Annotated in this window: 16 protein-coding genes; 10 read left to right on the plus strand and 6 right to left on the minus strand. The window is 59.4% G+C overall.

What is annotated here, in order from left to right; all coding sequences use genetic code 11:
* Positions 1-50: 50 nt before the first annotated feature.
* Together JZX88_RS08350 and JZX88_RS08355 are read right to left on the minus strand one after the other, a co-directional pair.
* Positions 51-1,565, minus strand: coding sequence for an amino acid permease (locus JZX88_RS08350; RefSeq protein WP_065113799.1), 1,515 nt, complete (start codon positions 1,563-1,565; stop codon positions 51-53).
* Between the two features lie 213 nt (positions 1,566-1,778).
* The gene (locus tag JZX88_RS08355; RefSeq protein ID WP_206913258.1) at positions 1,779-2,552 is read right to left on the minus strand and encodes an N-formylglutamate amidohydrolase; all 774 of its coding nucleotides are present in this window, start codon (positions 2,550-2,552) and stop codon (positions 1,779-1,781) included.
* Between the two features lie 177 nt (positions 2,553-2,729).
* On the opposite strand from JZX88_RS08355, the gene JZX88_RS08360 reads away from it, so the two are divergent.
* The 6 genes from JZX88_RS08360 to JZX88_RS08385 all read left to right on the plus strand — a co-directional run bounded on the left by JZX88_RS08360 (position 2,730) and on the right by JZX88_RS08385 (position 9,295).
* A complete protein-coding gene (locus tag JZX88_RS08360; protein WP_065113801.1) occupies positions 2,730-3,608 on the plus strand; it encodes a MurR/RpiR family transcriptional regulator in 879 nt (292 codons plus the stop codon).
* A 291-nt stretch (positions 3,609-3,899) separates the two neighbouring features.
* Complete coding sequence (locus JZX88_RS08365) at positions 3,900-5,006, plus strand: ABC transporter substrate-binding protein (RefSeq protein WP_065113802.1); 1,107 nt, start codon at positions 3,900-3,902, stop codon at positions 5,004-5,006.
* 103 nt (positions 5,007-5,109) lie between these two features.
* Positions 5,110-5,994 (plus strand): ABC transporter permease subunit, encoded by an 885-nt coding sequence (locus tag JZX88_RS08370; protein ID WP_110760154.1) that lies wholly within the window; start codon positions 5,110-5,112, stop codon positions 5,992-5,994.
* A complete protein-coding gene (locus JZX88_RS08375; protein WP_206913260.1) occupies positions 5,991-6,773 on the plus strand; it encodes an iron ABC transporter permease in 783 nt (260 codons plus the stop codon). The genes JZX88_RS08370 and JZX88_RS08375 overlap by 4 nt, the downstream gene beginning before the upstream one ends.
* A gap of 13 nt (positions 6,774-6,786) precedes the next feature.
* Positions 6,787-7,845: an ABC transporter ATP-binding protein gene (locus JZX88_RS08380; RefSeq protein ID WP_110760152.1), complete on the plus strand. Its 1,059-nt coding sequence runs from the start codon at positions 6,787-6,789 to the stop codon at positions 7,843-7,845.
* 406 nt (positions 7,846-8,251) lie between these two features.
* Positions 8,252-9,295, plus strand: a complete 1,044-nt coding sequence (locus JZX88_RS08385) for a zinc-dependent alcohol dehydrogenase family protein (protein WP_110760239.1) — start codon at positions 8,252-8,254, stop codon at positions 9,293-9,295.
* 42 nt (positions 9,296-9,337) lie between these two features.
* Here JZX88_RS08385 and JZX88_RS08390 read toward each other — a convergent pair whose 3' ends face one another.
* Positions 9,338-9,976: a hypothetical protein gene (locus JZX88_RS08390; RefSeq protein ID WP_206913262.1), complete on the minus strand. Its 639-nt coding sequence runs from the start codon at positions 9,974-9,976 to the stop codon at positions 9,338-9,340.
* Positions 9,977-10,311: 335 nt separating this feature from the next.
* Between JZX88_RS08390 and JZX88_RS08395 the strand changes: the two genes are divergently transcribed.
* Both JZX88_RS08395 and JZX88_RS08400 read left to right on the plus strand, forming a co-directional pair.
* Positions 10,312-11,088, plus strand: a complete 777-nt coding sequence (locus JZX88_RS08395; protein ID WP_065113807.1) for an AAA family ATPase — start codon at positions 10,312-10,314, stop codon at positions 11,086-11,088.
* A gap of 78 nt (positions 11,089-11,166) precedes the next feature.
* Positions 11,167-12,498: an MFS transporter gene (locus JZX88_RS08400; RefSeq protein ID WP_142857053.1), complete on the plus strand. Its 1,332-nt coding sequence runs from the start codon at positions 11,167-11,169 to the stop codon at positions 12,496-12,498.
* 68 nt (positions 12,499-12,566) lie between these two features.
* Here the strand turns inward: JZX88_RS08400 and metH are convergent, their stop codons facing one another.
* A complete protein-coding gene (gene metH, locus JZX88_RS08405) occupies positions 12,567-16,340 on the minus strand; it encodes a methionine synthase (RefSeq protein ID WP_206913264.1) in 3,774 nt (1,257 codons plus the stop codon).
* 192 nt (positions 16,341-16,532) lie between these two features.
* Between metH and JZX88_RS08410 the strand changes: the two genes are divergently transcribed.
* A complete protein-coding gene (locus tag JZX88_RS08410) occupies positions 16,533-17,780 on the plus strand; it encodes an AGE family epimerase/isomerase (RefSeq protein WP_206913265.1) in 1,248 nt (415 codons plus the stop codon).
* A gap of 160 nt (positions 17,781-17,940) precedes the next feature.
* Here the strand turns inward: JZX88_RS08410 and JZX88_RS08415 are convergent, their stop codons facing one another.
* Together JZX88_RS08415 and JZX88_RS08420 are read right to left on the minus strand one after the other, a co-directional pair.
* Positions 17,941-18,501, minus strand: coding sequence for a dual specificity protein phosphatase family protein (locus JZX88_RS08415; RefSeq protein ID WP_065116018.1), 561 nt, complete (start codon positions 18,499-18,501; stop codon positions 17,941-17,943).
* Between the two features lie 200 nt (positions 18,502-18,701).
* A complete protein-coding gene (locus JZX88_RS08420) occupies positions 18,702-19,154 on the minus strand; it encodes a hypothetical protein (RefSeq protein ID WP_174029896.1) in 453 nt (150 codons plus the stop codon).
* Between the two features lie 445 nt (positions 19,155-19,599).
* Here JZX88_RS08420 and JZX88_RS08425 point away from each other — a divergent pair, with 445 nt between their 5' ends.
* Complete coding sequence (locus tag JZX88_RS08425; protein WP_065113812.1) at positions 19,600-20,232, plus strand: outer membrane protein; 633 nt, start codon at positions 19,600-19,602, stop codon at positions 20,230-20,232.
* The last annotated feature ends 28 nt before the right edge of the window (positions 20,233-20,260 follow it).

Raw genomic sequence — 20,260 nt, forward strand, 5'->3', positions numbered from 1 at the left:
TTGTGTGGCGATCGGGCGGCCGGCAGACGGCCGCCCGTTTCGTTTGAACATCAGGCCTTTGCAGCCGCCGCTGCCATTGCAGCCTGCTTGTGCTCCAGCGCGAATTCCTCTTCCGGCGACAGGATGAGGCGGTGGCGTCCGACAAAGGCGAAATAGGCGATCGCCACGGCAAACCAAACGGCGACCCAGAGAACGCCCTTGGTGAAGTTCGGATCCTGGATCTGGTAAAGCAGCGTGACGATGGCGATGATGATCGTCAGCACCGCACCCGGAATGCCGAAGGGCGAACGGAACGGCCGCTCGATATGCGGCAGGTTCTTGCGGAGCAGGATGAAGGAAACCGCCTGCATGATGTAGGAGAACATGGCGCCGAACACGGCCATGTTCAAAAGCACGCTGCCGATGATGCTGCCGCCCTCTTCCGCACCCAGCGAGAACCAGATGACGAGCATGACCGCGAGGCCGACGACAGCGCCGGCGATATTGGCAACGAAGGGTGTGCGGTATTTCGAGTGGGTGATCGACAGCACGGTCGGGAAATACCCCGCACGCGACAGCGAATAGATCTGCCGGCCCTGCGCATAAAGGATCGTATGGAAGCTGGCGATCAGGCCGGTCAATGCGACAAGGCCAAGCAGCACGACACCGCCATCGCCATAGATAGCCTTGAAACCATCCAGCAGCGGTTCAAGCGAGGAACCGAGATGGAAGGCGCCGACACCCGGCAGCGACGGGTTGAGCAGCACGATCATGAAGGCGGATACCATCAGCGTGATGACGCCGAGGATGATGCCCTTCGGCATGTCGCGTTTCGGATCGACCGATTCTTCGGCGGCCAGTGGCAATTGCTCGATGGCGAGGAACAGCCAGACCGCGAAAGGCAGCGTGGCGAGAACACCTGAAAAGCCGAAGGGGAAGAAGGAACCGCCGCCTTCCGGCAGCTCCACCGCCTTGCCATCAGGGCCAACGCCGATATTCAGCGCGTAACGCGAAAAATCGATATTTGGGATGGCGCTGATCCAGAAGAACACCAGAACGCCGAGCGAAATCAGCGTGATGATCAGGGTGACCTTGAAGGAAAGCTCCAGCCCGAAGACGTTGAGGGCAAGGAAGATCGCATAGAAGGCTATCCACACGAAGGGTGAATAGGCGGGATCAAGTCCGAGGATGGAATTCACGTAGGCGGTGATGAAGGTGACGACGACCGCCGGCGTCAACACATATTCGACATTCTCGCAAAGTCCGGTGACGAAGCCGCCCCACGGGCCCATGGCCGTGCGGGCGAAGGAATAGGCAGCACCGGTGTGCGGAAGCGCCGGGCTCATTTCCGCGATCGAAAATGTCAGCCCGAGATACATGATGGCGATGATGATGCCCGCCACCAGCATGCCGCCCCAGCCGCCGGTGGAAAAGCCGAAATTCCATCCGGAAAAATGCCCTGATATGACCGCACCGACGCCGAGCGACCAGAGGGACCACACCCCCGCATAACGGGAAAGTCCGCGTTTTTCGAAATAGGATGCATCAGCCTTCTTATAGCTGACGCCTGACGATGAACTGTCCATGCCCTTCTCTCCTGAATAAGAAAAAAACAAGCCAGTCAGCCGTTATTGGCCGATTGTGCCCCAGTTTTCAGCACCTGCGGAAGGTTTCCGCGCTGTGCCGCACGCACTTGCTGTTCCCTTGCCGCTTCATGCCTTTCCGGCTTTCCCTGAATGTCGGCAGTCTCGTTTGGTGGCCGGCCCCGGTGTTTTCACCATCGGCCGGCCATAGCTCCCTCACTCATCTATCGATGAGAGTGCCTTCCCCATAAGTTCGTGGAGGAAACCGGCGATGGCCGCCTGCTCTCCTTCATTGGTGATCAGATCGTTGCGGATCTCGATCATTACGTTCAAAAGCCCGTCCGGCAGCGCATGCAGCCTCAGCGTATGCGTCACGCCGTCTTCCGGACCATAGGGATCGTTGCGTTTGACCGTGAGCGCCGACCCTTCGGCGCCCGCCAGCATCACATCGGCCAGGCGGCTGTCGCTGTCATGCAGGATGCCGATCTGAACCTGCCGGAACTGCCCGTGATAGACCGGCGTGAAACTGTGGATCGTCACCACCACCACCCTGCGGCCCGCAGCCTGACGCCCGGCGATGATTTCGCTCACCCGATCATGAAACGGCACGTAAAGCGCCGAAGTACGGGCAAAACGCTCCGCTTCGGAAAGGTCGAGATTGCCGGGAATATTGTAGATTTCGCTTTTCACCGGCATGGCGGACGGCGATTCGGGCGGCCGGTTGCAATCATAGACGAGCCGCGAGAACCGCTGGTAAACGAGCGTGGCGTCAAGGCTTTTCGACAGCAGCCGCGCAACGGCAAGGGCACCCGGGTCCCAGGCCGCATGGCTGGAAAGCACATCGGGCGAAAGACCGAGCGTACCGAATTTTTCCGGAATGGTGGCGGAGGCATGCTCACAGACGAGAAGGACGTCGCCCTTCGCCGCGGCGTTCTCGACACCGACCGCCTGCCCTTCCGCCTGCGTGAAAAAATCTGAACGCACCGTCATGAAAGCACCCCGCCGGGGAACCCCGCTCCCCGCCAATGACGAAAAGAATTCTTCACATTATTGCGAGTGTCAAATGGAATTTTGAAATTTTCTCTTCATTTTTCCCATTGACTCGATAGCTAGCGCAGATGTTTATTTTAGCCGATAGACCGGCATAAAGACCGGAAGGGGAAAGATTTGCGCAGCACGACGGCGACCGTGTCGGATGTCATCCATGCCCATTACGACGCGCTGACCCGTTCGGAAAGACGGCTGGCGGAGAGCCTGCTTGGCAACTACCCCGTATCCGGTCTCGGCAGCATCACCACCATCGCTGAAAATGCCGGCGTTTCGACGCCGACGGTGGCGCGCATGGTGCAGAAGCTCGGTTACAAGGGCTACCCGGAATTCCAGGCGCATCTGCATCAGGAACTGGAGGCGACGATCTCCGGCCCGGTCGCCAAGCACGACCGCTGGGCGACCAATGCGCCCGGCCTGCACATTCTCAACCGCTTCGCCGATGCCATTACCGGCAATCTGCGCGATACGCTGAGCGATCTCGACACCGCCGTCTTCGACAATGCCGCAGCGCTGCTTTCCGACCGCAAGCGCAGCATCTATTTCGTCGGCGGACGCATCACCGGGGCGATCGCCGAATATTTCTTCACCCATATGCAGGTGATCCGCCCGAAAACGACGCTGATGTCATCGAATTCCAGCGCCTGGCCGCAATATATGCTGAACATGAACGCCGGTGACGTGCTGGTGATCTTCGACATCCGCCGTTACGAACATGACATGACGACGCTTGCCGAAGTGGCGAGGGCAAACGGTGTTGAAATCATCCTCTTCACGGATCAGTGGACATCACCGGTGGCCCGCCACGCCCTGCACACCTTCCGGGTAAAAATAGAGGCGCCCTCGGCGTGGGATTCCTCCGTCGTGACATTATTCGTCGTCGAGGCGCTGATTGAGGCCGTTCAGAGCGGCACCTGGGATGAAACCAAGGAACGCATGAACGCGCTGGAAGGCCTGTTCGAACAGACGCGTCTGTTCCGCAGGCCGGACAGAACATGAAATTGCATAGCCGGCAACTTGCTTGACGCGGATGTCGCGCGCTGATTGGATACCTGTGATCGCTACCAGCACGATAAAACAGGATAAGTAACCAAGCTGGGGAACAGATCTGGCCAACAAGGATGATGAGGGGATTATCCCGCGATTGCAGGCGCAAAAGCCTGATAATGGCGGAAAATGGGCGTAAAGTGGCGGAATCCGGATAAATAAATTGCAATCCAGCCGTCACATTAGCTTCATCTAGAATCCGTATCAGCGTCCGCAATATGAGAACACGAAGAGGAGAAAAAAGTGATCTCTCACTGCCGCCGACTGCTTGCTACGACCACCGCAATGGTCATTGCCTCCACCGCGATCGCTGCCGCCGAGCCGAGCGCCGAACTGATCGCTGCCGCCAAGAAGGAAGGCATGCTGACCACCGTTGCGCTGCCGCATGACTGGTGCGGTTACGGCGACGTCATCGCCGCCTTCAAGGCGAAGTACCCGGAAATCACCGTCAACGAACTGAACCCCGACGCCGGCTCCGCCGACGAAGTGGAAGCAATCAAGGCAAACAAGGACAACAAGGGCCCGCAGGCTCCTGACGTCGTCGACGTCGGCCTTGCTTTCGGCCCGCAGATGAAGGCCGAAGGCCTGCTGCAGCCCTACAAGGTTTCCACCTGGGACGAAATTCCTGACAACGTCAAGGATGCCGACGGTTACTGGTACGGCGACTATTACGGCGTCATGTCGATGTTCGTGAACAAGGACCTCGTCACCAACGCTCCCAAGGACTGGGCCGACCTGCTGAAGCCGGAATATTCCGGTCAGGTGGCACTCGCAGGCGATCCGCGCGCTTCCAACCAGGCGATCCTCGGCGTTCTCGCCGCTGGCCTTTCCACCGGTGCGAAATCCGGCAAGGAAGCCGGTGAAGCTGGCCTGAAGTACTTCGCCGACCTCAACAAGGCCGGTAACTTCCTGCCGGTTATCGGCAAGGCCGGCACGCTGGCACAGGGCGCAACCCCGATCATCATCGCCTGGGACTATAACGCCCTGTCCTGGAAGAAGACGCTGAACGACAACCCGCCGACAGAAGTCGTCGTCCCTGAGAAGGGCGTTCTGGCTGGCGTTTACGTTCAGGGCATCTCCGCTTACGCGCCGCACCCGAACGCCGCCAAGCTGTGGATGGAACATCTCTATTCCGACGACGGTCAGCTCGGCTGGCTGAAGGGCTATTGCCACCCGATCCGCTTCAACGCCATGGTCAAGGCCGGCAAGGTTCCGCAGGAACTGATCGACAGCCTGCCGCCGGCAGCAGCCTATGAAAAGGCGATCTTCCCGACACTCGAGGAAGTTGACGCCAACAAGGCCGCCGTCACGGCCGGCTGGGACAGCGTCGTTGGCGCAAACGTGAAGTAAACTGTTGAAAACGCACCCCGGCCGATCAAAAAGCCGGGGTGCTTCTTTTATAATTAAACCTTAAGACACAGACCGTTTTAAAAACGGCGTTTGGGGACAAGGCATGCCATCAACCAACACCGGCGGACCATCCGACGCGGGCAGAAAGTTGCCGTTGCACTGGATAGGCGTCGTACCTTTCGCCGTCTTTGTTCTGCTGTTTCTGATCATGCCGACGATGAAGATCGTGATCGGCGCTTTCCAGCGTCCTGATGGCAGCTTCACGCTGGAAAACATCGCCGGGCTCTTCACCTCCTCCATCCTCGCGGCCTACTGGATTTCCATCAAGATCAGCCTTGCCTCGGCGGCTCTGGGCTGCCTGATCGGTTTCGCCGTGGCCGCCGCCGTTGTGCTGGGCGGCCTGCCGCAGCGCATTCGCGGACCGCTTCTGACCTTTTCGGGCGTCGCCTCGCAATTTGCCGGCGTGCCGCTGGCCTTCGCCTTCATCGCCACGCTCGGCCCTGTCGGCCTGCTCACCGTCTTCCTGAAGACGCAGGTTGGCATCGATCTTCGGCTCCTCGGCTTCAACATCCTGTCCTTCTGGGGCCTGACGGTCACCTATCTGTTCTTCCAGATTCCCCTGATGATCCTCATCATCACGCCGGCACTGGACGGGCTGAAGCGCGAATGGCGCGAGGCTGCGGAAATTCTTGGCGCCACCGGCCTGCAATATTGGCGCATGGTGGCCTTTCCCATCCTGCTGCCGTCGCTGCTCGGCACCATGTCGCTGCTCTTCGCCAACGCCTTTGGCGCCGTGGCAACCGCAATCGCGCTCACCGGCTCCTCGCTCAACATCGTGCCGATCCTGCTCTTCGCGCAAATTCGCGGCGACGTTCTCGGCAATCCGCATCTTGGTTACGCACTCGCCTTCGGCATGATCGTCGTTACCGGCATTGCCAATGCGCTTTATATCTGGCTGCGCGCCCGCAGCGAAAGGTGGCTGAAATGAAGCGGTTATTCGCCTGGGGCGCACTGATCTTCGGCCTGCTCTATTTCGCCCTGCCGCTGATCGGCATGACCAACTTCTCGCTGAAAATGCGGCGCGGCGAATATTCCTTCGACGCCTATGGCAAGGTGCTGACCGATCCGCGATTCCAGGAAACCTTCAGCTATTCGGTGGTGATGGCGCTGTTCACCATCGTTTTCGGGGTTCTGCTTGTCGTCCCCACCGCCTATTGGGTACGGCTGAAACTGCCCGGCCTGCGGCCCTATATCGAATTCATCACGCTTTTGCCTCTGGTCATTCCGGCCATCGTCATCGTTTTCGGTTATATCCGGCTTTACAACACCTCCAGCTGGTTGCCGCTGACCGGCACGAGCTTCGGCACCAACCTGCTCTTGATGTTCGGTTATGCCACGCTTGCCCTGCCCTATATGTACCGTGCCGTCGATACGGGCCTCAGAACCATCGATGTCGCGACGCTGACGGAAGCGGCGCAGAGCCTCGGCGCGGGCTGGGCGACCATCCTGTCCCGCATCATCCTGCCCAATGTTCTGGTCGCCGTGCTGTCAGGCGCGTTCTTGACCTTCGCCATCGTCATCGGTGAATTCACCATGGCGGCCCTTTTGAACCGCCCGGCCTTTGGCCCCTACATGCAGCTGCTCGGCGCCAACCGCGCCTATGAACCGGCCGCACTTGCCGTGATTTCCTTCGGCATCACCTGGGGTTGCCTGGGTCTGATCCAACTCGTTTCACGCTACCAGAAGGGCGCGCCTCCCAAGGCCTGAGGACAATATTTTCATGAGCTTTTTGACACTTAGCAACATCAAGAAATCCTTCGGCTCCGTGCAGGTCGTGCATGATTTCAACATGGCCATCGAAAAGGGCGAGTTCGTCTCCTTCCTCGGGCCGTCGGGCTGCGGCAAGACCACCGTGCTGCGCATGATCGCCGGCTTCGAGACCCCGAGCGGCGGATCGATCGTCATCAATGGCAAGGACCAGACGGCGCTGCGGCCCAACCAGCGCAATATCGGCATGGTGTTCCAGGCCTATGCGCTGTTCCCGAACATGAATGTCTATGAAAACGTCGCCTTTGGTCTGAAAGTCGCCGGCAAGCCGAAAGCCGAGATCGACGCCCGCGTGAAGGAAATGCTCCAGCTCATCCATCTGGAACATCTGGCCGACCGCTACCCCTATCAGATGTCGGGCGGCCAGCAGCAGCGCGTGGCGCTGGCCCGCGCTCTGGCGCCGAAACCGGAAGTGCTGTTGCTGGATGAACCGCTCTCCGCGCTCGACGCCAAGATCCGCGTCTCGCTGCGCGAGGAAATCCGCCAGATCCAGCAGAAACTCGGCATCACCACCATTTTCGTGACCCACGATCAGGAAGAGGCCCTGTCGATTTCCGACCGCATCGTCGTCATGAATGCCGGCCGCGCCGACCAGATCGGCTCGCCCTTCGATATCTACAATAAGCCCGCAACCCGTTTCGTCGCCTCCTTCGTCGGTACGCTCAACCTTATCGATGCCACCGTCGTCGATTCCTCGTCCAACACCATCCGTGTCGGTGAGCAGCAGATCACCCTGCACAAGCCGGTCGATGCGGCAAACGGCGAAAAAGTCACCCTCGCGCTTCGCCCGGAAGCGGGTTCGCTTGGCAGCGACGCGAAAGGCGATGTCGCCATTTCCGGCACCGTCACCTCCAGCCAGTTCCTCGGTTCCGTCATCCGCACCCGTCTCGATCTCGGTGGTTCGACCCTGTCTTTCGACATGTTCAATGATCCCGGCACCGCGCCGCCTGCCCTTGGTGAGCAGGTGACGCTCAAATTCGCAGCGGGCGATCTTATGGTGATCAAGGATTAAAGCGCTATTGGCGAAAGAGGGCATTTCCGCTTTGCCCAAACATAGTATACGACGCGAAGATTACCTGCACCGGGGTACCGCCCTATCCGTCATACCGGCCTTGAGCCGGTATCCAGTCGACGCACGTCTGTGCGGCGGGAAGAGCCCTTTCAGCCCAAGGACTTGGGCTGGCTGGATACCGGCTCGAGGCCGGTATGACGGAAGAGGGAAGCGTCACGAACCCCGACGATAGTCGAGCCTGTTTTACGGGTCCAACATAACTGTTGTGTACTGTGTCCCCAAAAAGCAAGAACTCTCTCTATCTGTTTTTCGCTCTTCCAGACGCAAAACCGCTTCGCACTTTTTCTGGAAATATTCTAAGAGCAGGTACAGGTTAGAACCCGCCTTCCAGCGATATGAGGCCATGATGCGCGCGCTTTTTTACGAACTGTTCGGCGAGACCCCTGTTGTCGCATCCCTGCCCGATCCGGAACCGGCCGATGGCGGCGTGGTCATCGAGGTAAAGGCGACCGGCCTCTGCCGCAGTGACTGGCACGGCTGGATGGGGCATGATCCGGATATCCGCCTGCCGCACGTTCCCGGCCACGAATTCGCCGGCGTCATCGCCGCAGTCGGCAAGAACGTCACCCGCTTCAAGACCGGCGACCGTGTCACCGTGCCTTTCGTTTCCGGCTGCGGCCGTTGCCATGAATGCCGCTCCGGCAACCAGCAGGTCTGCGAAGCGCAATTCCAGCCCGGCTTCACCCACTGGGGTTCGTTTGCCGAATATGTCGCCATCGATTATGCCGACCAGAACCTCGTGCATCTGCCGGATACGATGAGTTACGCCACCGCCGCCGGCCTCGGTTGCCGTTTCGCCACCTCCTTCCGGGCCGTGACCGATCAGGGACGCCTGAAGGGTGGCGAATGGCTGGCCGTCCATGGCTGTGGCGGCGTCGGTCTCTCCGCCATCATGATCGGCGCGGGCCTTGGCGCGCAGATCGTCGCCATCGACATTGCCGAAGACAAGCTTGAACTCGCCCGCCAGCTCGGCGCGATCGCGACGATCAACAGCCGCACGGTCGCCGATGTTTCGGAAGCAGTACGCGAAGTGACGGGCGGCGGCGCGCATGTGTCAATCGACGCGCTCGGCCACCCGCAGACCTGCTGCAATTCCATCAGCAACCTGCGCCGGCGCGGACGCCACGTGCAGGTGGGCCTGATGCTGGCCGATCACGCCATGCCCGCCATCCCCATGGCGCGGGTCATCGCCCACGAACTGGAGATCTATGGCAGCCACGGCATGCAGGCATGGCGTTACGAGGACATGCTGGCCATGATCGAAAGCGGTAAACTTGCGCCGGAAAAACTGATCGGCCGCCACATCACCCTCACCGAGGCTGCAACCGCCCTGCCCGCCATGGACAGCTTCACGGAAAGCGGCATCAGCATCATCGACCGGTTCGAATAGCACCATCCCTCAACCATCTGAGGTCCAGGGATTTCGTCTTGTTCATGCACCCCTGCGTCCGAACACCCGGACCGGGGCGTCTGCCCGAGAAGACACATGGACCGACGATGCTGCCGGGATACGCGCTGCGTGATCCGTCTGGCTATCACGCCATTGACGGTTCAGCAGCTGTTTCTTGCGGACCTCCAGCGGGTCGGGGACCTCCTCCTGCTGCTTATTTTCCGTGGCTGCGGAGGTTGTCGCCGATCGCGAAATCCACCGGGCAACTTGTATGCCCTTGTGAACAAGCACAAAAATACCAACAATCGCGACCGCTACAATAATCACGAGGTTCCAGGGCGCGTCGCTGCCCCTTGCCGCCCTCTCCATGCGGTCTTTTGTCGTCGGATCAAAACCAAGCGTCGCCTTCAGCCTGGCAATATCCGCATCGCTGAGCCTGCTGTACCGCTCGCCACGATACAGCACATAACCGCTCCTATCCCCGCTGTTGAGATAACCAACGTCGAATGCTTCCCTGTCGCGAAGAAAAGGCTCGTTGTCCGGCAGGTCATAAACGAGATCGATGGTCTCGCCGCCGCCAAATCCGGGTATGGCAAAAAAACGAGACTTCCGCGCCTCAGCTTCGCTCACGAATATCGCGGAAAATAGAACCGCGACCGAAAAAAGCGCAATATGCTTCATTCATCCTCTCCAAAAACAACGAGAATGATGACAACTGGCATTGTTGAATTAATTTGAAGTTTATACTCAAGGTAACATCTTAATATTAGATAATTTATTGAAGATAAATAGTATATTTTAGAATCATTGCTCAATTTATGCCATGCTAAATTATAATAACATTGATTTCTAACGAGGCGACATGGCGTATTTCCGCCACCACCGCAAACCATTGGCGCGAACAGTGCCCCACGTTAAGCTGCAATCACACGCAATTGCTTTGAGACTCGGGCCACGATGATGCGACAGAGCGCGACGTCGGTGAACATGACGGATTAGATGCAAGGACCGCAAAGATGCTGTTTCTCGACAGCGTGACCATGAAGGAAACCCCGGGCGGCAGGGACGAATATCCCTTCTCGGTTCCGGCGCTGCGCCATCTGGAGCGCCTTGAATTCAAGACGCCGATCACCTTTTTTGCCGGCAATAACGGCTCCGGCAAGTCGACGCTTCTGGAAGGGCTGGCGGCGGGAATGACGGCCTATGCCATCGGCAACCATGGTCAGGTTTCAGGCGATATCTACCTTCAGCACGCCGGGACCGTGGCAAAGGCCTTCTATTTCGCCCGCAGGAAATATCCGAAAATCCGCATGTTCATGCGTGCGGAAGATGTGCTCGGCTATATACGCCGGCTGAACGAGGAGACGCTGGACGATTTTCGCTGGGAGCGGGAAAAGGCCGAGAAAAAAGGCGAGGACTTTCCCGAGGAAACCCCGGAGACGTTTCGCACCATCGTCAGAAACAATGCCATCGACCAACGATCGCATGGTGAAGGGTTTCTCGACATCATGCAGCAGCGGCTGCACGGTGCCGGCCTCTATTTTCTCGACGAACCCGAAAGCCCGCTTTCGCCACAGAAGCAGCTGGAACTGGCGGCCATTATCCGTCATGCGGCCGATGGCGGCGGGCAATTGATCATCGCCACCCATTCGCCGGTCCTTTTGGCCATTCCCGAAGCGACAATCTATTATTTCGATGAGAACGGCATCACCGAACGCCTGTATGACGAACTGGAGAATATCTCTTTTCTGCGGCGTTTTCTCGATCGTCCATCGAAATACCTCAGCGATTGAGCATCGATAAGGCTTGAAATCACGCCGCGCTTGGCCCATGCCCATAAGTAATATGTAATTAGAAAAAGAAGCAGGCTCATGTCTCCCACCACCACACCGGCGGCAGCCCGGCCCCTCAATGGTCAGGATTACAGAACTCTCGGTCTTTCGGCCCTCGGCGGTGCGCTCGAATTTTACGATTTCATCATTTTCGTATTTTTCGCCACCGTCATCGGCCATCTGTTCTTCCCGCCGGAAATGCCCGACTGGCTGGTCATGATCCAGACCTTCGGCATCTTCGCCGCCGGTTATCTGGTGCGGCCGCTGGGCGGCATCGTGCTCGCCCACTATGGCGACCGGTATGGCCGCAAGCGCGTCTTCGCCTTCTCCATCCTCCTGATGGCGCTTTCCACGCTGGGCATGGCGCTGATGCCAACCTATGCCACCATCGGCGTGGCGGCACCCATCCTGCTCATCATCCTGCGCATGCTGCAGGGCGCAGCCATCGGCGGGGAAGTGCCGGGCGCCTGGACCTTCGTTGCCGAACACGTGCCCTTCCGACGCGTCGGCCTCGCCTGCGGTTTCCTCACATCGGGCCTTTCCTTCGGCATCATGCTGGGATCGCTGATCGCCTTCGCCATCAACTCGCTCTTTTCGCCGGAAGATGTTGCCGGTTATGCCTGGCGTATTCCCTTCCTGCTCGGCGGCATTTTCGGCCTGATCGCCGTTTATCTGCGCCGCTGGCTGGAAGAGACGCCGATCTTCACCGAGATGAAGAAATCGAAATCGCTGACGGACAAGCTGCCGCTCGGGCTGGTCCTGAAGCACCATATGCGCGGCGTGATCATCTCCGCCCTGCTCACCTGGGTTCTCTCGGCCGCCATCGTGGTGACCACGCTGATGACGGCCACCTTCCTGCAGAAGCTTTATGGCTATAGCCCGACTCAGGCTCTGGCCGGCACCAGCTTCGGCACGCTGTTCCTCATTTTCGGCGTCATCATCGCCGGCGCACTGATCGACCGTGTCGGCTCCGGCGTCTTCTTCATGGGCGCCAGCATCTTCTTCGGCATCGCCACCTTCGCCTTCTACAGCTATGCCGGCACCTCGCTCGAAACCATGTTCATTCTTTACGGCGTGATGGGCCTTTCAGTCGGCATGGCGGGGGCCGTGCCCTATGTCATGGTCCGCGCCTTCCCGGCATCGGTCCGCTTCTCCGGCCTCTCCTTCGCCTACAACGTCTCTTATGCCGTCTTCGGCGGGCTGACGCCGATCGGAGTGACGACCGCGCTTGCCGTCAATCCCATGGCCCATGCCTGGTATCTGGTCTTCATCGCCGTGCTCGCCTTCTGCATTGGCCTTTACCTCTATCTGCGCGGCAGCGAGGTTGAGAGCCATGTCGGCATCGAGGAACTGGCGGCGCTAAGATCGTAAGCGCAACGGCCAACAAAAAAGCGCGGGCAGGACCCGCGCTTTTTTTTGCAGCAACGACGCCCGAAACATCAGGCCGCGCTGTCGATTTCCTCAGCACCATTTGTCGGAACGTAGTTGAGTACAGGCCCGAGCCAGCGCTCCACCTCCGTGACCGGCATATCCTTGCGGCGCGCATAATCGAGAACCTGATCGCGTTCCACCTTGGCGACGCCGAAATAATAACTCTCGGGATGGCCGATATAAATACCGGAGACGGAAGAGCCCGGCCACATGGCGTAGCTTTCCGTCAGTTCCACACCCGCCGCATTGGTGGCATCGAGCAGGGCAAACAACGTCTTCTTTTCGGTATGGTCGGGCTGCGCCGGATAACCCGGCGCAGGGCGGATACCGGCATAGGCCTCGCCAATCAGATCATCGCCGCCAAGAGCCTCGTCCGGCGCATAACCCCAGAATTCCTTGCGTACCCGCTCATGCATGCACTCGGCGAAGGCTTCCGCGAAACGGTCGGCCAGCGCCTTGACGAGAATGGACGAATAATCGTCATTCGCCCGCTCGAAACGCTCGGCAATCGCCACTTCCTCGATACCCGCCGTCACCACGAAACCGCCGACATAATCGGCGACACCGCTGTCAACGGGCGCCACAAAGTCGGACAGCGCCACATTGGGGCGACCATCGCGCTTGGAAAGCTGCTGGCGCAGCGTGAAGAAGGTGGCCAACTCTTCCTGACGGTTTTCATCCGTAAACAGCCTGATATCGTCGCCCACGGCATTGGCCGGCCAGAAACCGATCACCGCCCGTGGCCGGAACCACTTTTCGTCGATAATCTTCTTCAGCATCGCCTGCGCATCGCTGTAAAGCTGCCGTGCTGCCTCGCCCTGCTTCTCGTCATCGAGGATCGCCGGGAAGCGCCCCTTCAATTCCCAGGTCTGGAAGAATGGCGTCCAGTCGATGTAACGGGAAAGCTCCTCCAGATCATAGGTCTCGAATACCCTGGTGCCGAAAAATTGCGGCTTGACGGGCTTATAGTCCGACCAGTCGACCTTCTGGGCATTTTCCCGGGCGCGGGAAAGCGGCAGGCGCTGCTTTTCCCGCTCATTGCGGGCATGGGCCTCCGCTACCTTCTTATATTCCGTGCGGATGTTATCGATATAAGCGGGCTTCTGCTCTTCGGAAAGAAGTGCCGAAACGACGCCGACCGCACGTGAGGCGTCGGTGACATAGATCGCCTGCCCCGCCTCATAGCGCGGATGGATTTTCACCGCCGTATGCACGCGGCTCGTCGTCGCGCCGCCGATCAGCAACGGAATGTCGAAACCCTGACGCTCCATCTCGGCCGCCACATGCACCATCTCGTCCAGCGACGGGGTGATGAGGCCGGAAAGGCCGATCACGTCCACCTTCTCCGCAATTGCCGTTTCGAGAATCTTCGTCGTCGGCACCATCACGCCGAGATCGATGATCTCGTAATTGTTGCAGGCCAGCACGACGCCGACAATGTTCTTGCCGATATCGTGCACGTCGCCCTTGACGGTCGCCATCAGCACCTTGCCGGCCGCCTTCTTCTCTTCGCCGCCATTCAGGCGCTTTTCCTCTTCCATGTAAGGAAGCAGCACGGCCACGGCCTGCTTCATCACGCGGGCGGATTTCACCACCTGCGGCAGGAACATCTTGCCGGAACCGAAGAGGTCACCGACCACATTCATGCCGGCCATCAGCGGCCCCTCGATGACGTGCAGCGGACGCTCCGCCTTCTGGCGCGCCTCTTCCGTATCGGCTTCGATAAATTCGGTGATACCGTTGACCAGCGCGTGTTCCAGCCGCTTCTCGACGGGAAGTTCGCGCCAGGAGAGGTCCTGCACCTTGGTGTCCTTGGCGCCCGTGCCACGGAAACGCTCCGCGACCTCCAGCAGCCGTTCCGTCGCGTCATCGCGGCGGTTCAGAACCACGTCCTCGCAGGCCTCGCGCAGCTCGGGGTCGATATTGTCGTAAACCGCAAGCTGCCCGGCATTGACGATGCCCATATCCATGCCAACCTGAATGGCGTGGTAGAGGAACACGGCATGCATCGCCTCGCGCACCGGCTCGTTGCCGCGGAAGGAGAAGGACAGGTTGGAAACGCCACCGGAAATATGCGTGAGCGGCATGGTTTCGCGGATGGTCTTGGTGGCTTCGATGAAGTCCACGCCGTAATTATTGTGCTCTTCGATACCTGTCGCCACGGCGAAGACATTCGGATCGAAGATGATGTCCTCAGGCGCAAGCCCGGCCTTCTCGGTCAGGATCTTGTAGGCGCGTGAGCATATCTCCACCTTGCGCTGATAGGTGTCCGCCTGCCCGACCTCATCGAAGGCCATGACGACAACCGCCGCGCCGTAATGATGGATGAGCCGCGCCTGCTGGAGGAATTTCTCCTCGCCTTCCTTCAGCGAAATGGAGTTGACGATCGGCTTGCCCTGAACGCATTTCAGACCGGCCTCGATGATCTCGAATTTCGAGGAATCGATCATGACAGGCACGCGGGCGATATCCGGCTCGGCGGCGATGAGGTTCAGAAACTCCACCATCGCCTTTTCGGAATCGATCAGGCCTTCATCCATGTTGATGTCGATGATCTGCGCGCCGTTTTCCACCTGATCGCGGGCAACCGCCAGCGCCGCCGCGTAATCGCCAGCCGTGATGAGCTTGCGGAAGCGGGCCGAACCGGTGACGTTGGTGCGTTCGCCGACATTGACGAAAGGAATATCCTTGGTCAGCACGAAAGGCTCAAGGCCCGAAAGCGACATGAACGGCTTGTGCTCGGGGATCGGACGCGGCTTGTAATCCTTGACCGCTTCGGCAATCGCCCGGATATGCTCCGGCGTCGAGCCGCAGCAGCCGCCGACGATGTTGACGAGACCGTCGCGGACGAAACCTTCCACCTGGCGCGCCATCATTTCAGGCGTTTCGTCATATTGCCCGAATTCATTCGGCAGGCCGGCATTCGGATAGGCGCAGACGAAGGTGTCAGCCACATCGGACAGTTCCTGCAGATGCGGACGCATGGCATCGGCGCCCAGCGCGCAGTTCAGCCCGATGGTGAAGGGGTTGGCGTGGCGCACCGAGTTCCAGAAGGCCGACGGCGTCTGGCCGGACAGCGTGCGGCCGGAAAGGTCGGTAATCGTGCCGGAGATCATGACAGGCAGGCGGATGCCCTTGGCCTCGAAACGCTCCTCGCAGGCAAAGATCGCCGCCTTCGCGTTCAGCGTATCGAAAATCGTCTCGATGAGGATGATGTCGGCGCCGCCGTCGATCAGGCCGTCGATCTGCTCGCCATAGGCGATACGCAGGTCGTCGAAGCTGACGGCGCGGAAACCGGGATTGTTGACGTCAGGCGAAATCGAGGCCGTGCGGTTGGTCGGGCCGATGGCGCCGGCCACGAAACGGCGGCGTCCGTCCTCCCGCTCGGCGCGCTGGGCGGCGCGGCGGACGATCTGCGCCCCTTCACGGTTGAGATCGTAGACGGCATTTTCCATCTCGTAATCGGCCTGCGCAATGCGTGTGGACGAAAACGTGTTGGTTTCGAGAATATCCGCACCCGCCATGGCGTAACGATAGTGGATGTCTTCGATGGCATCCGGCTGGGTCAGGATCAGAAGGTCGTTATTGCCCTTCTGGTGACAGGCACAGCCGATAAAACGGTCGCCGCGAAAATGGTCTTCGTCAAAACCGAGACCCTGGATCTGCGTGCCCATGGCGCCGTCGAGAATGAGGATGCGTTCACTCGCGGCGTCGCGCAACGCCTTGAAAATTTCCGCGCCGTCGCGCTTTGCCCCTTCAGGGCCAAACAGATCGTCAAACACGGGCACACTCCTCATTTCGATTTGCAAGATCGCAAGCCGTCAAGTCACATAAAGATATGTTTATGTCAATATATCTTCAAGGGACAGGCATGGCTTTGCGTCATTGCGGCAGGTTACGAAATTTCACTGACAGATGACAGGTTTATACGGCAAGGATATAAGCCGAAGCAGCAAACCGCATGGAGGACGAGAATGCCCGAGGACGATCACAACAGCCGCAACTGGAACGCCCTGCCCTGGCACCGCCAATGGCTGGTAAAACAGGCCGAGGGACTTTTCGATTTCTTCCAGTATCGCGCCCTTAACCCTGCCGGCGGCTTCTTCGATCTCGATAGCAAGGGCGCGCCGCTGCAGGCAAACGATCCCGTGCGCGGCATCCACGCCTCCGCCCGCATGGTGCATTGCTTCTCCATCGGCCACCTGCTCGGCCGCCCCGGCTGCGGCGATATCGTCGACCACGGCATGACCTATCTCTGGAACCATCATCGTGATGGCGAACATGGCGGTTATTTCTGGCAGGTGAACGATGCCGGCCCGGTAGACGCCACCAAGCAGGGTTACGGCCATGCCTTCGTGCTTCTGGCCGCCTCCTCTGCCAGGACCGTCGGCCACCCTCTCGCAGACAAGATGCTGGCCGATATTACCGAAGTGCTGGAAACCCGCTTCTGGGAAGAAAAACACGGTGCGATCGCCGAGGAATTCAACCGCGACTGGTCGCCCATCGATAATTACCGCGGCCAGAATTCCAACATGCACCTCACCGAAGCGCTGATGGCGGCCTATGAGGTGACCGGCGACAGCCATTACCTCAACAAGGCAGAACGTATCGCCGATCTCGTCATCCGCCGCCGCGCCGGCGAGCTGGATTTCCGCGTGCCGGAGCATTTCGACGACAACTGGACGCTCGACAAGGATTATCGCGGCAACGAAATGTTCCGCCCCTCCGGTTCCACCCCCGGCCACTGGCTGGAATGGGCCCGCCTCATCCTGCAATTATGGGTTCTGGGCGAGCGCCGCCACGACTGGATGCCGGTGGCCGCAAAATCGCTGTTCGTACAATCCATGGCGCTCGGCTGGGACCGGGACAAGGGCGGCTTCTTTTATACGCTTGACTGGAACGACAATCCCGACAAGCGGGCAAAGCTCTGGTGGCCCATGTGCGAGGCGGCGGGGGCTGCCCACTTCCTCAACGAAAACCTGCCGGCGGACCCGTTCTACGAAGACAGCTACCGCCGCATCTGGAGCACCATCGCCAACAACTTCATCGATCACGGCAATGGCGGCTGGCATGAGGAACTGACGGAAAACCTGGTTCCGGCGCATACGCTGTTCCCCGGCAAGGGCGATATCTACCACGCGCTCCAGGCCTGCCTCATCCCGCTTTTCCCGGCCTCGGGAAGCCTGACGAAGGTGATCGCGGAAAGTGGCGGGAATTATTGAGCAGCCTTGCAGGCAACGGAGGACGGCTGACGACAACGTTCGAAGGCTTCTCTTCCGTCATGCTCGGGCTTGTCCACAGCATCTGCAACCTATCTGCCGGACGCAACGTGGTTCGATCCTCGGCACAGGGCCGAGGATGCCCCCGCGTATAAGGTAACACTCAAAAGCCGATGGTTTCCTCGAAATCATCCCAGGACTGGTACATTTCATAGCGCCCAATACCGGGGATCGGCACATGCCCGTAATAGGGCGAAAGCTGGAATTCGGCGGCCGCCTCGCTCTTGCCGGCCACGGCCCCGACATAGATGGCGGAGGCAAGCCCGGTGCGGTTGGCACCGTGTTCGCAATGGATGAGGATCGGCTTTTCCGCATTGCGCAGCACCGCCACCAGCGTTTCCGCATCCTGCGGCGATAGCTTTTCACTCGAGCTCATCGGATAATCGACAAGCCGGATGCCATTGTTTTTCGCCGCCTTGCTTTCCGCATCATACCAGCCCTCGCGTTTTTCATCGCGCAGGTTGATGATCGTCTTGATGCCGTAGGTCTTGGCATAAGCGGTGATGTCCTTGCCACTCGGCTGCGCCGAACGATAAAGCTCTCCGGGGATGACCTCGTGAAAATTTCCGGTCAGCTGACCGATACCCATATGCGCGCCCGCCAGAACCGGCAGGGCAACAAGGCCGATGGCCGTGATTTTCAAAAACTTCAGAACTATACGCAAACCGTCAACCCGCGACATTCATCGGACGGGTGGGGAGATGGCATCGCAAACGGGCGAAAACAAGTCATGCCAGGCACGAACCGGCATCGGTGCGACTGGCGCCGGCGCAGCGGATTCATGAATCCTCTGGAATAAAAGGCGTTTCGCAACGGCGCGGGAATTTTCAAAATACCGTGATGGCCGGCGAGCGAATGAACCGCTCAGTCGAATTCCGCTGAAATGACCGTAACCCGCCATTCCAGGCGTTGCGGTTCCACCCTTTCATTGTTGCGCAGCCGGAACGCGCGGCATGCGGCGAAAGTCTCGCCGGCCTCGATCCGCCTTTCGCTGACCTGATAGGGATCGAAGGCAACGGAAGCGCGGAAAGCCGGTTCGAAGCCCTCCAGCGTATAAGTCAGGCGCTGCACCGCGACATCATTGTCGTTGCGAAAGCTGACCCGAATGGGCAAGGCGGGGTCGGGGCAGGCCGTATCGAAACTTGCTGTCGCAACGACGTGAGCAAGCCGCTGATTGCCGCGTTGCCAGTCATAGATGACAAAGGCCGCGGTGGTTGCCCAGACCAGCAGCAGGCAGATGACGACGGGTTTGAGATGCCGTGGAAATGCGATGAGGGTGAGAAGAAGAATGGCACTGAGAACCGCTCCGACGATCACGTCGCTCCTCCCTCATAAAATCGAACCCTCATGCGTTCCCGCCCTCCTTTGACCCATTCCTGCCCACCGAACCTGCGCGTCGCGATGTAACGGAGCGTTTCAACGAAACGTCACATCCTCACCGACGAAGTCGACCGGGCGCCGAAGCAGCGACCTGCCTCGGGCAGCACAACTCTATGGTCGCACCCCCCGCTGTCAAGACAACCAAGCGTGACAGCGAATGACCAATCCGCCGGCGCTACGGGGCAAATGCCAAGGGAACCAAACGCCGCCAAAGACGTTCGCCGCATCACAACAGCATGACAGGGCGACAGAAACGCCGCGATCAGGGCACGACAGCCGCGAACCCGTGAAGACGGGTCGCCTCTTGGAATCGCCGCGCCCGCGACCATATTAAACGAGACTAATATATGCTATAGACGCCAGTAGCTCAGGGAGAATAACGATGAAAACGCTGATCGTAACGTCACTCCTGGCCCTTTCGGCCAGCACCGCAATGGCTGCGGATGCCGTCTACGAAAACCCGGCACCTCCTGTCGCACAGGAAACCCTGCCGGTCTTTACCTGGTCGGGTCCCTATCTCGGTATTCAGGGCGGCGCCGGCTGGGCGAATGGTGATTTTTCGGCGGGCGGCCCCGTTGCCTCGGATAATTTCGACGGCGGCATTCTCGGCGCCTTCGCCGGTTACAATTACCAGTTCGACAATAACATGGTTCTCGGCATCGAGGGCGATGTCGACTATAACTGGAATGACAATGATTATGCCGGCGTGCAGATCGGCACCGACTGGCAGGGTTCGGTTCGCGGTCGCGTCGGTTACGCCTTCGACCGCGCCCTGATTTATGCGACGGCTGGCTGGACCGCCACACGCGGCTTCATAGAAACACCGGCGGCCGGCAAGGACAGTACCACCTTTAACGGCTACACCGTCGGTGCGGGTCTCGATTATGCCTTCACGGACAATGTCTTCGGCAGGCTGGAATATCGTTACAACGATTATGGCGACAAGGACATTTTCGGCGTCAACACCGACTTCGACCAGCATACCGTCAAGGTCGGCCTCGGCGTGAAATTCTGACCCCACCCAACCGGTTTCAGCGGAAAAG

The organism is Agrobacterium sp. OT33, from assembly GCF_017313365.1.
Lineage (GTDB): Bacteria > Pseudomonadota > Alphaproteobacteria > Rhizobiales > Rhizobiaceae > Agrobacterium > Agrobacterium rhizogenes_A.